Origin of the sequence: Effusibacillus consociatus (genome assembly GCF_042652925.1) — a bacterium.
In the GTDB taxonomy this organism is placed as follows: Bacteria; Bacillota; Bacilli; order Tumebacillales; family Effusibacillaceae; genus Effusibacillus; species Effusibacillus consociatus.
Window position 1 is genome coordinate 1 of record NZ_JBHSHC010000157.1, and the last position, 14,294, is coordinate 14,294.

Below are 14,294 nucleotides of genomic sequence, written 5' to 3' on the forward strand. Positions count from 1 at the left end.
CCTCCCCAAAAAGCATGGGTACGGCAAATATTATGTTAAGTTAGGGTCTTGACATCGTACCGCTGCTCTTGAGCTAGTGTATCCCCCGTTATAACCTCCGTATTCGGCGATCGCAATCATTGTTCATAGAACTGTACCATTTTGATAATTTTATTGCGCGAAAATTCATGTATGATGTAATGTAGTATGGTAGAAATAAGGAAAGGGATTGGCTGGCTGTTATGAGGAGACATACCATTCGATCATTCGGGTCTATACTTATCTGGATCGGTTCTATTGGGATTATTGCAAGCTTCCTGACAAAAATTCTGTTCCAATTCAATACTCTTCAACCCTATAGCCCGCTCTTTTTTGCATGCATATTAGCCGGAATTGCCTTGCTGGTGATCATTAGAATCTGATAATGCTTTCCCTACTTCTTTGAGATCGTGTTTCAGCATTTCCCGCTTGGCCTCATCACGAAAAACGGCGGACGGGTGATAAGTTGGCATGATTCTTCTGCCTGCTTGTTCCACCCACTCTCCCCTGATTTGGGTGATTTTCGCCTTTGGATCGATTACGGCCTGAACAGCGATGCTTCCTAGACAAACAATAAAAATCGGTTGAATCAACTCGATTTGACGCAGCAAAAATGGGAGGGCCGCCTTTACCTCCGATTTTTTCGGAGTCCGGTTGTCGGGAGGTCTCACCTTAAGCACGTTTGTTACATATGTGCTTTCCCTCTCGATATCCGCCTCCGCCAGATATTTATTTAACAGCCTGCCTGAATTCCCAACGAACGGTCTGCCCGATTTTGCCTCTTCTTCCCCTGGGGCTTCACCGATCAACAGTAAACGGGCATGTTTCGGACCTTCCCCGAACACTAGTTTCTCCCCTTCGGACGGAATAAAGGAACGGACACAGAGACTTTCCAATGCCTCGAGATCCTTTATTGTTTCCAGCGTTTCAAGTACCCCTGTCACTTGGTGACCGCCTCCTTGTCCAACAGTTCCTTCAACATTCGGCCGTTAATTACAGCCTGTGCCCGATAGTGGTTATTCATGCTGATAAAAGTTTTTTCCGTATCTTTCGCCAGCTTCTCAATCTTGGGAACCCATTCTTTCAATTCGTCATCCGTATACAAATAGTCGTACCGCTCATAAGACTCTTTGTGCTGCCACCACTTTTTATAATTTCTCCCATGAAACCGGACATATCCGATCGAACTGGTTGACCTGACAACAGGAGGAACCAACGTTTTAAACTGGGGTTCGTCCACGCACACATACCCCAACCCTTCCTCCTCAAGCAGTTCAAAGACTCTTTCACTGATCCACTCTTCATGGCGAAACTCAATCACAACCGGGATATCTCCCATCAACTCTTTGAACTCTTTCAGATAATCCCTGTTTTCGTCCTTGTTTCGAAAACTTGTCGGAAACTGCGCCAGTATACATCCGAGTTTGTCCGCTTCGATCAATGGTTTCAAAGCTTCCTTGAAATCGGTGAAATGCTGCTCATTGTCCTCCCGCTTATGCGTCATGCCCTTGAATGCCTTAATGACGAACTGAAAATTGTCCGGTGTTTTTTCCATCATATGATAGAGCATGAATCGATTCGGCATGGCGTAAAAGGTGGAATTGACTTCGGTAAATGGGAATTCTCGGGAATAAAAGCCGAGCATCTCTTTTTTGTCCAGATCCTCCGGATAAAAAACCCCCCGCCAATCCTCGTAGCTGTAGCCGGCTGTTCCAATCAGAAGCATGGTCATCCCCCGAGTGCCTTGATTTTTTCCGCACAGATTTGCAAAGATCCATCGGTTCTGCGAAGAACTCCTTCCACTACTATGCCCGCAGGATTTAATTCATATAGACAATTCTTATAAGTTTCGGGATATAAAATCACTTCGGCCATTTCCGAATCATCCTGCAGCACAAGTATCAAGACATATTGCCCATTCGCGGCCGGTTGACGGCGGCTGTGAATAATCGTTCCGGCGATTCGTACTCGACCGTCCTTTCGTAACGAGCCTAATGAAGCAATCGGAACAATTCCATAATGGTTCAGAAAATGGCTCCATTCGTTTGAAGGGGACTGTTCCAAAGCGAAGCCAAGCAGGGCTTTTTCCATTCTTCTCTTTTCTTTTGCTGAAAAATCGGCTGCTGAATCCTCGTTTTCACCGGAGTTCTCATGAAACAGTTCCATTTGGGAAGAACACGATTTGCCCAATAGGACAACCATCTTACGCCGGTTGTCGCCCAAACTGTCACAGGCGCCCGCTTCAATCCACGATTTTAAAATTGGCCCTTTGATCCGATAAGTTTTCATTCTTTCCACCAGGTCCTGAACGGAGGCAAAATGTCCTTGTTTTCGGCGGGAGTCCAGCAAAGCAGCGACAGCGTCCGGCCCGGTTCCCTTGATTACATCCATTCCCACCCGAATTCCTTTCTTCTCAGCCCGAAACCCCAAACCGCTTATGTTTACATCCGGCCGCAGGAAACGAATGCCTTTTCGGGCCGTTTCCCTCAGGTACACCCGCCTGTCATAGTACCCGCCCTCCGAACTGAGCAGAGCAGCCATATATTCTTTTGGATAGTGAGTTTTCAGATAGACGGTCCAATAAGAAATATAGGCATACGCTGTGCTGTGCGCTTTGTTAAAACTGTAACCGGCAAAGCAGGTCAGGAATTCAAATATGTGGGAAGCCTCCTCTTTAGAATAAGCTTTCCGCATCGCACCTTGCAGAAACCTTTCCCGGTGCAGCGCCAATGCATCAACCGATTTTTTCGATAGGGCCCGCCGTAGGGCATCCGCTTCTCCCATCGAATAGCCGGCGACCACATTCGCGATCTGCATCACCTGTTCCTGATACAGAATCACCCCGAAAGTAGGGGAAAGAATCGATTCCATCGCAGGCAATAAAAAATCGGCTTTCGCTTCCCCCGAACGTCTGCGGAGATACGTTTCAACGATTCCTTCTTCCCACGCCCCTGGTCGGTACAACGACAACAATGCGGTGAGATCCTCAAGATGTTTCGGTTTCATTCTTCTCATCAAGCTTCGAAGCCCCATGCTTTCCAATTGGAAGCAACCGAGTGTGTCACCTTCGCCAAGCGTTTGAAAAGAGGCGGGGTCATCGAGGGGAATCTCACTCACCGACAATTCCTTTCCCGTCAGTTCCTTGATTGACCGAAATGTATCCTCAATAACCGTTAACGTTCGCAGGCCCAATACGTCTACTTTCAAGAATCCAAGAGCTTTCAGATCATCTTTGTTCAAGGGGGTCATCCATTCTCCGTTAGGAGTTTGCTGTATCGGGATCGTACGAGCTAAATCCTCATGGCCGATCAGAAGTCCCGAAGGGTGAGTCGAGTAATTTCTCGGCAATCCCTCGATCTGTTCAGCCAAACGGAATAGAGACTTATAAGGTTGTTTGTGAAGCGGCAGATTTTGCAGTTCCGGCAATGTTTGCAAGCAATGGGCGATTCCCCCGGTTCCCGAAAATGCCGGAAGAAGCTTGGCAAGGAGATTGACATGTTCCGTCGGCAGCTGCAAATATTTCCCCGCTTCTCTTACGGCGCCCCGCGTTCCAAAGGTGTTTACCACACCGATATGGGCAACCCGGTCTGACCCGTATTTTTCCTTGATGTAGCGCAGAACCTCGGGCCTCCGCTTCTGACAAACATCAAGATCGATGTCGGGCAATTCCGTACGGTCAAGACTTAAAAAACGCTCGAACGACAGTCCGTGTTCAAGCGGATTCACCTGGGTAATGCCGAGTAAATAAACAACCAGACTCCCCGCTGACGAACCCCGGCCCGGTCCGATTGGGATCCCTTTTTTACGGGCAAATTGAACAAGATCCCAGACAATAAGAAAATAAGAGGCCAATCCACGGCTGAAAATCACGGACAGTTCATAATTCAACCGCTCACGAATCATCTGTTCTTGCGAGAAACTCAGTGAATTTACCTCAAAACGTTTACGCAGACCTTCCAAACAAAGATGCTTTAGGTAGTTTTCCTCGTTCGAACCTTCCGGAACCGGGAATTTGGGCAATTTGTGCTTCCCGTGTTCGATTGTGAACTTACACCGCCGGGCAATTTTTGCAGTATTGGTCAGAGCATCCGGCAGTCCACTGAATTTTCTTTTCATTTCCAGAGGGGAGGGAAGGTAAAACAGACCTGAAGCGGCTTGTTTATCGGTACTGCCAGTCGCGGGTAAATGAACGAGATTTGCATCTTCCGGGCGAATGTAATGCACATCATGGGTTGCAACCAATGGGATCCCCGTGCTTTCAGACAGCTGAACCGTTTTCTCAATCAAGGCTGAGTCTTTCGGAAGTCCGTGGTTTTGAACCTCCAAGTAAAAATTCCCTTGTCCGAACATCTTGACATATTCCAATGCTTTTTCCCGGGCAGCCTCCACTTGGTCGTTCTCCAACAAACGGTGGATAAGTCCTCTTTGTCCTCCGCTTAAAGCAATTACGTCACCTGAAGAAGACTGTCTTCCAATTGAACCTGAATTCAGACATTCCACAATGTACTGATATCCACTCGCATTACATGCGAGAAGAATGAGCGAACCGTGTGTCTCCTCCCTGTCGATCTCACACCCAATAATCGGGTGAATCCCATATTTTGCAGCCAATTGAGAAAAACGGATTGCACCATTGATTGAATTTTTATCTGTGATTGCAAGAGTTGTCATATTCCAATCCGCAGCCTGCCTCAGCAGTTCGTCCAGCCGGCAGACCGCTTCCGGAAAGCTGTATTCGGTATGAACATGCAGATGGACAAAATCGTCTCTACTATGTAACATGGCAAGCCCCTTTCGATCGGAACGTTTGTTCCCATCATACTTTGAGCGATGATACTTGTCCAATGGGGTTTTTTGGTTCATAAAGCGTTTTGTATACTTGACTAATTTTGGTTAAATTTTCTAATCTGTTTATTGCATGGGTAAAATATTAAATTAAAGGTGATGGGATGAAAAGAATTCTTGTTGTTTTCCTAATGATTGCAGTTTTATTTAGTTCCTCTGGAGTTGTGGGGCAAGTTTCTGCCGAAACTGAAACCGTTTCTTTTCAACAGGACTGTAACTGTTACAAGGGAAGTAATAAGTTAAGTAAAGAAGAGGCTTTGAAAAAGCTAAAAGACTCAGGAACATCTGTTAATGAAAATCTTCCCCAACAAGAAATAGCGAGAGCGGAAAAAGCACTAAAAAATCTGAAACGTTTAAAGAAACACTGAAAAATATCGAAAAAGAAGGATTCAAAACGGTTAAGAATAGTGAAAATTATGTTAGTATTAATCACGTAGCACTGGGAAATAAGCTTTATAACGAAGTGATCGTTGCGAGTGGGCTTCTATCTCAAAAAGATAACAATTCAAGCTTGATATTTTATCAAGCATTTGTAGATGTCTCAAATGATGAAGTAATAAAGTACCAGGTATCTAAAATAGAAAAAAACAAGGCCCAAGTTAAGCAACTTGCCTCTTACCAAATTGCAAATAGTGAGGAAGTTGTAACTTATATTGATTGGCCCGGTGTTCAATGCGATCTTATTTCGTTAGTCTTGTGTGCTCATTACTGTTTTTTATGGGGACCTGCATTTGAAGTTTGCGACTTAGTTTGTGCAGTTACGTTTATATTTGTTTGCAATTGGAACTAATATAAAAATTTAGAAGGATACACTTGTTTAGAAACCAGTTAATTTAAACACGGGGTGATAGCGGTGTGGAGATGGGTAATTGCGATTGCTATAGGAGCCACTGTGGGCATTTCTACATTTAACTTTATAGTAAAAGACCTGTTATTGGCTATATATCTTTTTATTACTTGGTCGACAGCTATTAGATTTTCTTCCAACATTAAAAAATTAGGGAATAAAAAAGCAACTGTAAGCTTATTGGTATTAGGAGCAACTTTTTTAGGTGTTAGCGCCACTTTAAACATCCCGTCTGAATTACGGATAGCACTCAGATTATTGGTTCTAAGCACTGGATGGGCAGCTACAGTTTTAACAATCCATACTATTACCAAGTGGAGAAACCATCATAGTGAGTAAGAAGTAAAGAAGAATTAAAACCCCGATGAACTGATCGAGCGTTATAAATCTTCGATGATGACCACAATCGAGGGTTCATACACGATACGACAGCATATTTTGAGAACGGAGGGAATAAGTGACACGGATTTCAGGCGTTTCACCAGAATCGGCTGAAGGATTTATACGTGAAGTTTTCGATGCCCAACTCGAACGTTACGGAAAGGTTCTTGAAAATCATAAGCTGTATGCCAGAAGGCCATCCATTTTTCAAGCAGTAAGAGGCATGTGGACGGGACTTGAAGAATCCGGCCTAATCCCGAAACAACTGGTTACACTCGTTAACATGCGAGTAGCAAACCTCAACGGCTGCCCTTTCTGAATGGACATAAACGCTGCCGTCGGCAGTGGAATGGGAATTCCAACTGAAAAGATTCTTGCCTTGCCGCAGTATAAAACGAGCCAATTCTATGATGAGCGCGAAAAATTGGTGTTGGAGTACACCGATGCCATCACATTGTCCGATAAGGATGTGGATGATGATTTGTTCGAGCAGCTTCGCAGTCATTTCGAGGAAGACGAGATTGTAGAGCTAACTGCAGTCATTGCACGGGAAAACTTTTCGAGCAAATTCAATCGGGCACTGCGGATTCCATCCCAGGGATTCTTTGACACCGAATGTTCAAGCGAGGCCTAGATCGTTCCGACAAACCAAAAGGGCTGTACTCAAAAAGTAGTCTTCTACTTTTTGGGTACAGCCCATCTTCCAATCCGTCAAATGACACCTTCGAGTAATCGACAATCTCATCCCGTTTCTCCTATGGAAAAGGGTCATTCGCGTGACCGGTTTCGGAAAACATCCATAAAGAAAAGAGCACTTCAACCGGAGGCTCGATGCTCTTTCTGCTGGCTGGCTTGTCACAGGAAAAATTGCACGTTTTCCACACAAGCCGGACACAAGGTCGGGTGCTCACTTGTCTTGCCCACTTCCGATGTTACGACCCGGCAGCGTTCACAGGTCTCGCCTTCTGCCACTCGTACCCGGATTGCTAAACCGGAATATGCAGCCGCATCATTCGGAACGGTTTCACCCGGAGCAGCCAAATTCACCTCGGATACACCCAATACTTCTTTCAGGCGTGGTGTACCCTGCAGCGTATTGAGGACATCCTGAGTTTCCGGATAGAGATCGACAGCAGCCACCAGTGATTTGCCGATCACTTTTTCTTGGCGGGCAACTTCCAACGCTTTTAGTACTTCGTCGCGGACAGCCAGAATGGCTTCCCATTTTGCATCCAATTCTTTATCGAGATAATCGGTACGCACTTCACTCCACTGGGTTAACTGGACACTCTCCTCTGTTACACCCGGAACAAATTGCCAAACTTCATCCGCAGTGTGAGTGAGAATGGGAGCGGTTAATTTCACCAACTCAACAAGAATGTGATACATCGCAGTTTGGGCAGACCGCCGTTCCAGCGAATTGGGCGCACTTGTGTACACACGGTCTTTCAGAACATCAAAATAGAACGCCGACATATCAACTGTACAGAAGTTGTTGATATCGTGATACACCACATGGAAATCGTAGTTGCCATATGCTTTCATGGTTCGCCGCTTGAGTTCTTCCAGCTTGTTTAACGCCCAACGGTCAATTTCAAGCATCTGATCAAGCTGCACAGTGTGCTGGGCCGGATCGAAATCGTTCACATTCCCGAGCAGGTAACGGAACGTGTTGCGGGTCTTCCGATACACTTCCGCCACCTGCTTCAAAATTGCATCGGATACCCGCACATCGGAACGATAATCGACCGATGCCACCCAGAGGCGCAGAATATCGGCACCCAGGTTCTGCAGCACCTTCAGCGGGTCTACCACATTCCCGAGACTTTTGGACATCTTGCGTCCTTCGCCGTCCAATACAAAGCCGTGCGAAAGAACCTCTTTATAAGGAGCACGCCCCTTAACCGCAACCGCAGTGGTTAACGAAGAATTAAACCAACCGCGGTACTGGTCGGATCCTTCAAGATACAGATCGGCCGGCCATTGCAAATCTTCCCGGCTGTCGCACACCGCAATGTGGGAGGAACCGGAGTCAAACCATACGTCCATAATGTCCGTTTCTTTACGGAACTCCGTGTTGCCGCATTGACAAACCGTTCCTTCCGGAAGCAGGCCGGACGCCTCCCGTTCAAACCACACTTGTGATCCATGCTCCGCAAAGAGACCCGCCACATGTTCGATGGTATCTTTCGTAATCAATTCTTTATTGCAGTCGGTGCAATAGAAAATCGGGATGGGAACCCCCCACACGCGCTGACGGGAGATGCACCAGTCCTGCCGCTCAGCCACCATATTGTGCAGGCGAACTTCGCCCCAGGACGGATTCCATTTTACCTGCTGAATCTGTTCGAGCAGTTCGTCCCGGATTGTATCGATCGATCCGAACCACTGCTCCGTTGCCCGGTAAATCACCGGATTCTTGCAGCGCCAACAGTGAGGATAGGAGTGATCCATCGCCTCCTCATGCAGCAGGCTACCCGCTTCCTTCAAGGCTTCCGTGATAACAGGGTTTGCCTTTGCATAAAATTGACCCGCAAACGGACCAGCTTCTTTCGTAAATTTCCCATGGTCATCAATCGGTACGAGCACCGGCAATCCATAATGCTGCCCGACCAGGAAGTCTTCCATACCGTGTCCGGGAGCAGTGTGTACACAACCGGTACCGGCATCCAGAGTTACATGATCTCCGAGCACAACCAGTGATTCGCGATCAAACAGCGGGTGTTTTGCTTTCGCCTGTTCCAGTTCTGCCCCTTTGAACTCGGCAACAATCTCTGCCGGTTCCTCATGCCCTGCAGCTTTCAGAACAGCTCCAAGGAGTTCTTTCGCAACAACAAGTTTCTCACCGTTCACCTGCGCCACAACATACTGGATTTCCGGATGAACCGCAATCGCAACGTTGGCAGGAATGGTCCAAGGTGTGGTGGTCCAGATCACAATGAAAGAACCTTCCGGCAGCTTCCCTTTGCCGTCTGTAACGGGAAACTTCACATAGATCGAAGGCGACTTTTTGTCCGCGTATTCAATTTCCGCTTCCGCCAATGCAGTTTCACAATGCGGGCACCAGTACACAGGCTTCATCCCTTTGTAGATGTAGCCTTTGGTTGCCATTTCACCGAATACGCGAATTTGCGCTGCTTCATACTCGGGAAGCAGCGTGATGTAAGGGTTCTCCCAATCTCCCCGTACGCCCAAACGTTTGAATTGACCGCGCTGCCGGTCAATAAAATCAAGCGCATAGTCATAGCACATTTGACGGAATTGCGGAATCGGGATCTCATGTCGGTTGATCTTCTTGTTCTTGATAATCGCCTGTTCAATCGGGAGTCCGTGTGTGTCCCATCCCGGAACATAGGGCGCGTCAAACCCTTCCATTGTTTTCGATTTGACAATGATGTCCTTCAAGATCTTATTCACCGCATGCCCCAAATGAATATCTCCATTTGCATAGGGTGGTCCGTCATGCAGCACGAACTTCGGCTTGCCTTTTTGAGCTTGCTGCACTTTTTTATATAAATTCAGTTCTTCCCATTTGTTTTGGATCTCCGGTTCCCGTTGAGGGAGATTCCCCCGCATCGGAAACTCCGTCTCCGGCAGATTCAGTGTTTTGCTGTAATCGATTGACATTTATCTAACCCCCCAAATAAAAAAACCCCTCGTCCATAGGGACGAGAGGTTGAATTCCCGTGGTACCACCCTAAGTTACCCAACTATTCAACACATCCAGGAATGTCGGGTCACTCGTTTGAGCTTGTAACGGTGCCCAACCGGCTTATCCTACTTTTCACGAACAGGGAATTTCAGTAAGCAACTTCCGGGTGATTTTCCCAACCTTCCACTTTCCCGGCTCACACCAATCCCGGTTCGCTGCAAAGTGTTCAGCGGTACTTTCCCGATCATCGTTTTTAGAGGTTTATTTTAAAAATTATTATATGCAATGGCGAACCGCATTGTCAAATATCGCGATTATTCTTCGTTCAGTTTGTCCCAATCGCTTGTCTCGAGCATTTCCAGCTGAGCCTGAATTAAAGAACGGAAACGTGCACGATAAACAGAAGCCTGTTTCTGCAAGTTTTCCAATTCAAGCGAAATTTCGCGGGATCTCATCAGCGCTTCGTTGACAATCCGATCCGCATTTTTCTCCGCTTCCTTCACGATCAGTTGTGCCTCTTTGCGGGCATTGGCCTTGACTTCCTCTGCCGTTTCCTGTGCCACAAGGATGGATTTGCTCAAGGTTTCTTCAATATTTTCAAACCGTGTTAACCGTTCCTTCAGTTGGGCTACTTGATCTTCCAGGTTCTTCTTGTCACGAAGCAGCGCTTCATAATCCTTTATTACATGATCAAGGAATTCATTTACCTCATCCTCATTGTAACCGCGAAAAGTCCGGGCAAATTCCTTGTTATGAATATCCATGGGCGTTAATGGCATAGAACGGCACCTCCAAATATAGTAGGACGAAAAAGCTTCTGCCCATTATTTCGACAAAATCAAAACCGATTCCTGCCGAATTCTTAGAGATATTTGCCAATCCGAATCACCGTTCGTCCTTTTTTTGTCTGCCCCCCGATCTCGAGAATCCGAAGGCGCCCCAGTCCCCTTAGAGAAATCACATCTCCTTCTTCCACCTGTGTAGAGGGATCTGTAACGGTCTGCCAATTCAATTGAAGTTTTCCGCTTCGAATCGGATCGGTGATTTTATTGCGGGCCAGTTGAAATCCTTCAGCGGCCACTGCATCCACCCTCAAGGACATCACGGTAAATTCCCGTTCGGTGAAATGAATCTTGAGTGGACGATATTCCTCTTTTTTAATCGGGCGGACCAGCACGGAGGCACGCCCCACCTGGTTGAGATGCAGGGTTAAAAAGTCTTCAATTTCCTTCGCTGCAACAAGATCACAGCCATCTTCATGAACGGACAGATCTCCGATCTTTTCCCTTTTCAATCCAAGCCCTGTCAACGCCCCCAAATAATCCCCGTGCTTGAGTGTCACATAATCCCCCGGGATTTCAATCCGCAGCCAACATAACTCCATTTCTTCCGGTTCGGGCCTCCAATAGTCGGGAGCCAGCAGCACCCTTCTTCTTTCTGCCTCTTCCCATCCGCCGTCCGTAAAAACAGCAACATCGCCCACCGTTCGGGCGATGTTCACAGCAATCCGCACCTGTCGCGGATCCAGAAAAGCGGTTAAACTCGGGGAATGGCGGGAGGCTGCACGATTGGCCAGCTCAAGCGTCCGTTGGATAAACGGTTTTTCCTCCGGCCTGTAATGCATAAACACATTATCCGTCATATTTCCCTCACTTAGAATAAAATTCTTCTCAACACGGTATCCAAACCGAGTTGGATCAGATACAGCGCAAAAAACGCCACAATCGGAGAAAGATCAATCATCCCCAGAGGAGGAATAAATCTTCGGAAGAACCCCAGATAAGGTTCTGTTATTTTATAAAGAAACTGTCCGATTCCGGTCCGTTCCATATCCGGTACCCAAGACATTAAGATCCGGGCCAATAAAATATATCGAAAAATTTGAAACAAAAGATCAATAGCAGTTAGTAGTTGCGGCATTCCGTCACCTCATTTGACTTTTTGAAACTGCGTTGTTCAACTCAGCTTGCTGCTTCAGAAGATCGCTGATCACACCTTGAACTTCCACATTGTCCGGAGCGCACAGGAAAATCTGATGGCCGATTTTTTCGATCCGTCCTCCCAAAGCATACACCGTTCCGGAGATAAAATCCACAATTCGGATCGCATGGTCAAACTGCGCCTTGTGTAAATTCAAAACGATAGCCCTATGTGTCCGCAAATGATCCGCGATCATTTGAGCTTCATCAAATGATTGAGGCTCGCAGAGCACCAACTTGACCTGTTTTTGCGTATGTAAATTCACAATAGCCGCTTTGCGCTGCATAGGTACCACATCCGGCTGCGCATCCTCACCGGCTTTTTCCTGTTTGTTGGCTGTCCCTGCTTCTTCATCGGCCAAACCGAGAAATTGCATCATTTTATTCCACATGATGGTTTCCCTCCATGAGTTTATGGTTTTACCAAAATACTGCCTATCCGAACCATCGTGGCACCTTCTTCAACCGCTACCTCGAAATCATCGGACATCCCCATCGACAAATGGTTCAATTCGGGATAAACGGGCTTTAAAGAGTCACGCAATTCAAGCAAACCTCGAAAAACCGGCCGTACCTCTTCCGGATCTGCCGCAATCGGAGCCATGGTCATCAGTCCGCGTACTTGAAGGCGTGCCATTTCCGATATCTCAGCAAGGAACGGTTCTACCTCCTCTGGAGAGAATCCGCTCTTCGACTGTTCCCCCGATATATTTACCTGTACCAGGCAGGACACGGAAATATCAAGTTTCTCCGCCTGTTTCTGCAGTTCCTTTGCCAGTGACATGCGGTCAAGCGAATGAATCCACTGAAAATGGGGCAGGACGTCTTTTACCTTATTGGTCTGCAAATTGCCGATAAAATGCCAGCATACCGGTTCCTTAATGGCTGTCACCTTAGGAAGCGCCTGTTGAACCCGGTTTTCCCCGAGATCCCGGATGCCCGCTTCCAGAATCGCAAGAGTTTCCGGGACGCCCACATACTTTGTCACTGCTATTACAGTGACGTCGTTATGATCCCGACCGGATCGCTCGCATGCACGAAGAATCCGGTGTCGTACTGAGTCCGCTTTTTCACGATAGTCCATCTGAATCACCACGTTTGTCCCTTAGTTGCGCCATCCCTCACGGGCCATGTAGTCAAGTCCGTTTCATCGGCACTCGCGACGCACGTACACTAATTCCCCTCCCCTTTAGAGTGGGTACTTTGAATATTATTCTTCCTTTAGGGGGATTTTCCTGCCGAATATTCTATGTCAGAGGAGAACAATCAAGCCCGCGTGGCGACCGGTTTTTCCTTTTTCCGCCCGATGAGAGAAAAATGTATCCGTATTACATGCCGTACAGCCTCCAACACGGGTCACATGCTCCGGCAATAAACCGGCTTCCAAAAGGATTTGACGGTTCGCTGCAGGCAGTGACAACTGCCACCGCTGATTTTCTTTTGCCGTAAAAAACGATTCACCTTGCGGGTATTCTTCGATAAAAGGAATGTAAACCTGTTGGTCGACTTCATAACAACAAGTATCAATCGAAGGGCCAATGGCGGCTAACAGTTGCGAAGGGTCGCTCCCGAACTCCTTTTGCAGCGTAAGAATTGCTTCCTTCGCAATTTGACTTTTGGTTCCTTTCCATCCTGCATGAACGGCTGCAATCGCTTCATTGACCGGATCAAGCAGCAAAATCGGCACACAATCCGCGGCGAAAGTGGAAAGTACGATGCCGGGCTGATTGGTGACAAGGGCGTCTGTTCCCGGAATCGCCTCATCGTAAGAATAGGCTCCCCGCCCCCGATTTTCAGCCCGGATCACCGCCACCCGTTTTCCGTGTACTTGTTCTCCGCACACCCACAGATCGAGAGACAGGTTTACCTCTTTAGAGACAAGCTCGCGGTTGGCAATCACATGTTCCTTCCGGTCTCCCACATGAAGCCCCAGATTTAATCCTCGCCAATGACCCGTTGATACTCCCCCGATCCGGGTGGTAAATACAGCTCTTGCCACACCTGTTCGGTTTAACTCTTCCGCATCTATGAAACGAGTCTTCTCCACCACAATCTCCTCTTTTCGGTTCTTTTATTGAATGTAACATGTTATCGGGTTCCCCGCAAAGCACGACTTGGCTTTTTACTGCCAAAACGTGACTTGTGCTCTTTGAGTGCAAAACGAATCGGTATTTACTATTCGAAAAGCGGCTGGTATATTATGCTTATATTTAAATGAACTATAAAAAAATAAGTTGTTGCTCTGTTTGACTGGGAAAGGTGATGGTAATGTACGCGCGTTTAATCATGTTTACGTTAGGGCCAAACAAGAGATTTTTAGCTGAAATGATTGCGGATCGTTGCAATGGAATGGTAAGGAAACTAAAAGGCTTTAATAATATAATATACCTAATGGATGATGCAGCCGGTGAGTACGGAGCCTTGACTCTATGGGAGTCGAAGGAGGACGCAGAAGCTGCCATTCAAATCGTTTACCCGCGTGTGCGACGCACTTTGGATGATTATGTACAGGTTACTCCTGATATCCGACTCTTTGAGGTATACGAACCCACAATCTAATCTTTTTGTTGCA

Annotated in this window: 15 protein-coding genes and 1 other annotated feature; of the genes, 5 read left to right on the forward strand and 10 right to left on the reverse strand. The window is 47.0% G+C overall.

The window, feature by feature from the left end:
- Nucleotides 1-362 precede the first annotated feature (362 nt).
- The 3 genes from ACFO8Q_RS23040 to ACFO8Q_RS23050 are packed head-to-tail and all read right to left on the reverse strand — an operon-like array spanning nt 363 to nt 4,800.
- A complete protein-coding gene (locus tag ACFO8Q_RS23040; protein ID WP_380029551.1) occupies nt 363-962 on the reverse strand; it encodes a uracil-DNA glycosylase in 600 nt (199 codons plus the stop codon).
- Nucleotides 959-1,744, reverse strand: coding sequence for a DUF72 domain-containing protein (locus ACFO8Q_RS23045; protein WP_380029553.1), 786 nt, complete (start codon nt 1,742-1,744; stop codon nt 959-961). Before ACFO8Q_RS23045 ends, ACFO8Q_RS23040 begins: the two co-directional genes overlap by 4 nt.
- A gap of 2 nt (nt 1,745-1,746) precedes the next feature.
- On the reverse strand, nt 1,747-4,800 hold the full coding sequence (locus ACFO8Q_RS23050) for a DNA polymerase III subunit alpha (RefSeq protein ID WP_380029555.1): 3,054 nt from the start codon (nt 4,798-4,800) through the stop codon (nt 1,747-1,749).
- A 167-nt stretch (nt 4,801-4,967) separates the two neighbouring features.
- Here ACFO8Q_RS23050 and ACFO8Q_RS23055 point away from each other — a divergent pair, with 167 nt between their 5' ends.
- The 4 genes from ACFO8Q_RS23055 to ACFO8Q_RS23070 all read left to right on the forward strand — a co-directional run bounded on the left by ACFO8Q_RS23055 (nt 4,968) and on the right by ACFO8Q_RS23070 (nt 6,725).
- The gene (locus ACFO8Q_RS23055; protein ID WP_380029557.1) at nt 4,968-5,231 is read left to right on the forward strand and encodes a hypothetical protein; all 264 of its coding nucleotides are present in this window, start codon (nt 4,968-4,970) and stop codon (nt 5,229-5,231) included.
- A gap of 485 nt (nt 5,232-5,716) precedes the next feature.
- Entirely contained in the window at nt 5,717-6,049 is a 333-nt protein-coding gene (locus ACFO8Q_RS23060; protein WP_380029560.1) for a hypothetical protein, read from the forward strand.
- A 118-nt stretch (nt 6,050-6,167) separates the two neighbouring features.
- Nucleotides 6,168-6,410, forward strand: coding sequence for a carboxymuconolactone decarboxylase family protein (locus ACFO8Q_RS23065; protein WP_380029561.1), 243 nt, complete (start codon nt 6,168-6,170; stop codon nt 6,408-6,410).
- A complete protein-coding gene (locus ACFO8Q_RS23070) occupies nt 6,411-6,725 on the forward strand; it encodes a carboxymuconolactone decarboxylase family protein (RefSeq protein ID WP_380029562.1) in 315 nt (104 codons plus the stop codon).
- A 221-nt stretch (nt 6,726-6,946) separates the two neighbouring features.
- On the opposite strand, the gene ileS is transcribed toward ACFO8Q_RS23070, so the two are convergent.
- The 7 genes from ileS to pgeF form a co-directional block, all read right to left on the reverse strand.
- Nucleotides 6,947-9,718 carry an isoleucine--tRNA ligase gene (gene ileS / locus ACFO8Q_RS23075; protein WP_380029563.1) on the reverse strand — a complete coding sequence of 924 codons (2,772 nt, stop codon included), beginning with the start codon at nt 9,716-9,718 and terminating at the stop codon, nt 6,947-6,949.
- 34 nt (nt 9,719-9,752) lie between these two features.
- Nucleotides 9,753-10,000: a binding site (T-box leader), on the reverse strand.
- A 57-nt stretch (nt 10,001-10,057) separates the two neighbouring features.
- Nucleotides 10,058-10,522, reverse strand: a complete 465-nt coding sequence (locus ACFO8Q_RS23080; protein ID WP_380029565.1) for a DivIVA domain-containing protein — start codon at nt 10,520-10,522, stop codon at nt 10,058-10,060.
- Nucleotides 10,523-10,605: 83 nt separating this feature from the next.
- On the reverse strand, nt 10,606-11,385 hold the full coding sequence (locus ACFO8Q_RS23085; protein WP_380029567.1) for a YlmH family RNA-binding protein: 780 nt from the start codon (nt 11,383-11,385) through the stop codon (nt 10,606-10,608).
- A gap of 11 nt (nt 11,386-11,396) precedes the next feature.
- Nucleotides 11,397-11,663 carry a YggT family protein gene (locus ACFO8Q_RS23090; RefSeq protein WP_380029569.1) on the reverse strand — a complete coding sequence of 89 codons (267 nt, stop codon included), beginning with the start codon at nt 11,661-11,663 and terminating at the stop codon, nt 11,397-11,399.
- A gap of 4 nt (nt 11,664-11,667) precedes the next feature.
- A complete protein-coding gene (locus ACFO8Q_RS23095) occupies nt 11,668-12,114 on the reverse strand; it encodes a cell division protein SepF (RefSeq protein WP_380029571.1) in 447 nt (148 codons plus the stop codon).
- A gap of 20 nt (nt 12,115-12,134) precedes the next feature.
- On the reverse strand, nt 12,135-12,806 hold the full coding sequence (locus ACFO8Q_RS23100) for a YggS family pyridoxal phosphate-dependent enzyme (protein WP_380029573.1): 672 nt from the start codon (nt 12,804-12,806) through the stop codon (nt 12,135-12,137).
- 168 nt (nt 12,807-12,974) lie between these two features.
- Nucleotides 12,975-13,769, reverse strand: coding sequence for a peptidoglycan editing factor PgeF (pgeF, locus tag ACFO8Q_RS23105; RefSeq protein WP_380029575.1), 795 nt, complete (start codon nt 13,767-13,769; stop codon nt 12,975-12,977).
- Nucleotides 13,770-13,990: 221 nt separating this feature from the next.
- Here pgeF and ACFO8Q_RS23110 point away from each other — a divergent pair, with 221 nt between their 5' ends.
- The gene (locus ACFO8Q_RS23110) at nt 13,991-14,281 is read left to right on the forward strand and encodes a hypothetical protein (RefSeq protein ID WP_380029577.1); all 291 of its coding nucleotides are present in this window, start codon (nt 13,991-13,993) and stop codon (nt 14,279-14,281) included.
- Nucleotides 14,282-14,294: the final 13 nt, after the last annotated feature.

What these genes read in the sequence shown, in the direction of transcription:
- ACFO8Q_RS23085 (WP_380029567.1), bottom strand. Translation starts at nt 11,385, where the DNA reads ATGACGGATAATGTGTTTATGCATTACAGGCCGGAGGAAAAACCGTTT.
- ACFO8Q_RS23050 (WP_380029555.1), bottom strand. Translation starts at nt 4,800, where the DNA reads ATGTTACATAGTAGAGACGATTTTGTCCATCTGCATGTTCATACCGAA.
- ACFO8Q_RS23095 (WP_380029571.1), bottom strand. Translation starts at nt 12,114, where the DNA reads ATGTGGAATAAAATGATGCAATTTCTCGGTTTGGCCGATGAAGAAGCA.
- ACFO8Q_RS23055 (WP_380029557.1), top strand. Translation starts at nt 4,968, where the DNA reads ATGAAAAGAATTCTTGTTGTTTTCCTAATGATTGCAGTTTTATTTAGT.
- ACFO8Q_RS23070 (WP_380029562.1), top strand. Translation starts at nt 6,411, where the DNA reads ATGGACATAAACGCTGCCGTCGGCAGTGGAATGGGAATTCCAACTGAA.
- ACFO8Q_RS23110 (WP_380029577.1), top strand. Translation starts at nt 13,991, where the DNA reads ATGTACGCGCGTTTAATCATGTTTACGTTAGGGCCAAACAAGAGATTT.
- ACFO8Q_RS23090 (WP_380029569.1), bottom strand. Translation starts at nt 11,663, where the DNA reads ATGCCGCAACTACTAACTGCTATTGATCTTTTGTTTCAAATTTTTCGA.
- ACFO8Q_RS23080 (WP_380029565.1), bottom strand. Translation starts at nt 10,522, where the DNA reads ATGCCATTAACGCCCATGGATATTCATAACAAGGAATTTGCCCGGACT.
- ACFO8Q_RS23045 (WP_380029553.1), bottom strand. Translation starts at nt 1,744, where the DNA reads ATGCTTCTGATTGGAACAGCCGGCTACAGCTACGAGGATTGGCGGGGG.
- ileS (WP_380029563.1), bottom strand. Translation starts at nt 9,718, where the DNA reads ATGTCAATCGATTACAGCAAAACACTGAATCTGCCGGAGACGGAGTTT.
- ACFO8Q_RS23100 (WP_380029573.1), bottom strand. Translation starts at nt 12,806, where the DNA reads ATGGACTATCGTGAAAAAGCGGACTCAGTACGACACCGGATTCTTCGT.